This window comes from Actinomadura sp. NPDC048032, assembly GCF_040653175.1.
GTDB classification, from domain to species: Bacteria; Actinomycetota; Actinomycetes; order Streptosporangiales; family Streptosporangiaceae; genus Spirillospora; species Spirillospora verrucosospora.
The window spans coordinates 1-3,489 of sequence record NZ_JBEZJP010000616.1 but is presented as its reverse complement, the minus strand read 5'-3'; the positions used below and the strand labels follow the sequence as shown (position 1 = coordinate 3,489).

Sequence of the window (3,489 nt, the reverse complement as noted above, 5' to 3'; positions counted from 1 at the left end):
TCCAGGCCGCTCGTCCGTTCTGGCGCGGGCGGCCCCCTCGGGTGCCTGCGCCGCACAACTCGATACCCCGATCCCCCCCGCCCCGGGCCCGCTGGGGGGCGGTCGGGCCTCCCTGCGGGCGCGGAGCGCACCCATCACCAGGAGTTCGACGATGACTTCCTCGAGACGCGACTTCCTCCGCACCGCCGTCCTGCTGTCCGCCGCGGCGCCGCTGGCCGCGGCGGGCTGCTCCACGACGGATCCGGCGAAGGAGAAGGCCGGCGGCGGGACGCTGCAGAAGGCCAAGGACTCCGGGACGATCACGGTCGGGTTCGCCAACGAGGCCCCCTACGGCTTCACCGACAAGTCCGGGAAGCTGACCGGCGAGGCCCCCGAGCTCGCGCGCGCCATCTTCAAGAACCTCGGCATCGACGAGATCAAGGGCGTCCAGGTCGACTTCGGGGGGCTCATCGGCGGGCTCAACGCCAAGCGCTTCGACGCGATCGCCGCCGGCATGTTCATCACGCCGGAGCGGTGCGCCTCCGCGGCGTTCGCCAACCCCGAGTACGTCGCCAAGAGCGCCTTCATGGTGCCGCAGGGCAACCCGAAGGGCCTCAAGGCCGCCGAGGACCCGGGCAAGAAGGGCGCCAAGGTCGGCGTGCTCACCGGTGCGGTCGAGGCCGGGTACGCCGAGAAGACCGGCGTCAAGAAGGGCGACATCAAGACGTTCGCCGACCAGGCGAGCGCCTACGAGGGCCTGAAGGCCGGGCGCATCGACTGCATCTGGCTGACCCGCATCTCGCTCGCCGACCTGCTGACCAAGCACAAGGGCGAGGGCTTCGAGGTCACCGACGCGTTCACCCCCGTCATCGACGGCAAGGAGCAGCTCGGCGCCGGGGCGTTCGCGTTCCGCAAGGCCGACTCTGACCTGCTGAACGCCTGGAACGGCGAGCTCGCCAAGCTCCAGCAGGGCGGCAAGCTGCTGCCGGTCCTGCAGCCGTTCGGCTTCACCCAGGCGGAGATGCCCCGGCCGGAGGACACCGCCGCCAAGTTCTGCCAGGGCTGACCCGTGTCCGAGGTCCTCGACAGCTATCCACAGTGGCTGGACGGGGCGTGGGTCACCATCCGGCTCACCCTCCTCGGCGGCGCGCTGGCGCTCGTGCTCGCGCTCGTCTTCGGGATGGCGGGCACGTCGCGGCACGCGTGGGTGCGCGGGCTGAACCGCGTGTACGTGGAGTTCTTCCGCGGCAACGCCACGCTGGTGCTGCTGTACTGGTTCTTCTACGCCCTCCCCCTGATCGGTCTCCGGTTCTCCACGATGTTCGCGGCCGTGCTGGCCCTCGGCCTGAACGTCGGCGCCTACGGCGCCGAGGTGGTGCGCGGATCGATCAACGCCGTCCCGAAGGCGCAGTACGAGGCGACGATCGCGCTGAACTTCACCCCGTTCCAGCGCATGCGGCGCGTGCTGCTGCCGCAGGCGTTCGCGCTGATGCTGCCCCCGTTCGGCAACCTGATCATCGAGCTGATGAAGGGCACCGCCATCGTGTCCCTGGTGGGTCTGGTCGACCTGACCCGCGTCTCCAAGAACATCCAGGGCAGCACCGGCCAGACGGTGGCGGCCTTCACGGTCGTGCTCGTCCTGTACTTCGTGATCGCGCAGGTCCTGCAGCTGTTCGTCCGCTACGCCGAGCGGCGCGTGGACCGGATGCTGGGCCGCAGGCTGCCCCCTGAGCAGTCCCTCAAGACGATCGCGGCCGGCGCGCCCGGGGCGGGGGTGAGCGGCTGATGAGCTGGGACTGGCACTACTCCGGCGAGATCCTGCCCGACCTGCTGGACGGGCTGCGCTACACGCTCACCGCGACGCTGCTGGGCTACGTGATCGCCCTGGTCCTCGGGCTGGTGTGGACGCTGCTGCGCCGCTCCCCCAGCCGGATCTTCAACCAGGTGATCCGGTGGGTCACCGAGTTCATCAGGTCCACGCCGCTGATCCCGCAGCTGTACTTCGTGTTCTTCGTGCTGCCCGCCTGGGGCGTGACCATCGGGTCGCTCACCGCGGGCACCATCACGCTCGGGATCCACTACTCGACCTACACGGCCGAGGTGTACCGGGCCGGCATCGCCGACGTCCCGAAGGGGCAGTGGGAGGCGTGCACCGCGCTGAACCTGCCGCGTTCGCGGGTGTGGCTGGACGTCGTCCTGCCGCAGGCGATCCGGCGGGTGATCCCGACGCTCGGCAACTATCTGATCGCGATGTTCAAGGATTCGCCGATGCTGCTGGCGATCAACGTCGCGGAGCTGCTGTTCTCCGCGTACCAGGTCGGGTCCAAGACCCTGCAGTTCCTGGAGCCGATCACCATGGTCGGCCTGTTGTTCGTCGTGGTCAGCGTCATATCCTCGATACTCGTCCGCCGCTTGGAGAGGCGTTATGCCACCAATTGACACCGACGCAGTCGACCCCGGGGGCGCGGCGGACCGCGCGGCCCCGGAAGGCGCCGCAACGGCGCACGATCCCGTCCCGGGCGAGGCGGCCGCCGACGCGGGCGTGTCCACGGAGAAGGGCGCCGCCACGAAGGCCGAGCCGGCAGCGGAGCTGCCGCGCGGCGAGGCGCCGGGCATCCGCTTCGAGAAGGTGGTGAAGCGGTTCGGCTCCAACGTGGTGCTCCGCGAGCTCGACTTCACCGTGGCGCCCGGGGAGCGGGTGACGCTCATCGGGCCGAGCGGGTCGGGCAAGACCACGATCCTGCGGCTGCTGATGACGCTGGAGAAGCTCGACGACGGGCTGATCTGGATCGGCGACGAGACGCTGTGGCACATGGACCGCGGCGGCAAGCGCGTCCCGGCGAACCAGAAGCACCTGCACGAGATGCGCAAGCAGGTCGGCATGGTGTTCCAGCAGTTCAACCTGTTCCCGAACATGAACGTGCTGCGCAACCTCACCGAGGGGCCGGTGCGCGTGCTCGGGGTGTCCAAGGACGAGGCGGTCGAGCGGGCCCGCGGCCTGCTGGACATGGTCGGCCTGGCGGACAAGGAGAACGCGCACCCCACCCAGCTGTCGGGCGGCCAGCAGCAGCGGGTGGCGATCGCGCGGGCGCTGGCCATGCAGCCGAGGGTGCTGCTGCTGGACGAGGTCACCTCGGCGCTCGACCCCGAACTCGTGGTCGGCGTCCAGGACCTGCTGCGCGACATCGCGCGGCAGAGCGACCTGACCCTGCTCTGCGTCACCCACGAGATGGCCTTCGCCAAGGACATCTCCGACCGGGTGCTGATGTTCGACCAGGGCCAGATCGTCGAGGAGGGTCCCCCGGACCAGATCTTCGGCGAGCCGTCCGAGCAGCGCACCCGCGACTTCCTGCAGGCCGTCCTCGCCTCCTGACCGGTCCGGGCCCGCCGGCCGTGACCGCGTCCTCCGCGTCGCCCGCGTCCCCGCCGCGCTCCACGTCGCGCAGGTCGACGCCGTCCAGCAGGACCGACCCGTCCTCCGGGTCGACCAGCCGGACGAGCAGCGACGTG

The 3,489-nt window shown here is 70.2% G+C and carries 4 protein-coding genes; all 4 read left to right on the top strand.

Features of this window, described 5'->3' with window-relative positions; all coding sequences use genetic code 11:
- Nucleotides 1-151: 151 nt before the first annotated feature.
- The 4 genes from ehuB to ehuA are packed head-to-tail and all read left to right on the top strand — an operon-like array spanning nt 152 to nt 3,352.
- Nucleotides 152-1,045, top strand: coding sequence for an ectoine/hydroxyectoine ABC transporter substrate-binding protein EhuB (gene ehuB, locus AB0C69_RS40040; RefSeq protein WP_345175306.1), 894 nt, complete (start codon nt 152-154; stop codon nt 1,043-1,045).
- Between the two features lie 3 nt (nt 1,046-1,048).
- Nucleotides 1,049-1,765 (top strand): ectoine/hydroxyectoine ABC transporter permease subunit EhuC, encoded by a 717-nt coding sequence (gene ehuC / locus AB0C69_RS40035; protein ID WP_345175308.1) that lies wholly within the window; start codon nt 1,049-1,051, stop codon nt 1,763-1,765.
- Nucleotides 1,765-2,418, top strand: coding sequence for an ectoine/hydroxyectoine ABC transporter permease subunit EhuD (gene ehuD / locus AB0C69_RS40030; protein WP_345175310.1), 654 nt, complete (start codon nt 1,765-1,767; stop codon nt 2,416-2,418). The genes ehuC and ehuD overlap by 1 nt, the downstream gene beginning before the upstream one ends.
- Nucleotides 2,405-3,352, top strand: coding sequence for an ectoine/hydroxyectoine ABC transporter ATP-binding protein EhuA (ehuA, locus tag AB0C69_RS40025; protein WP_360361607.1), 948 nt, complete (start codon nt 2,405-2,407; stop codon nt 3,350-3,352). Before ehuD ends, ehuA begins: the two co-directional genes overlap by 14 nt.
- The last annotated feature ends 137 nt before the right edge of the window (nt 3,353-3,489 follow it).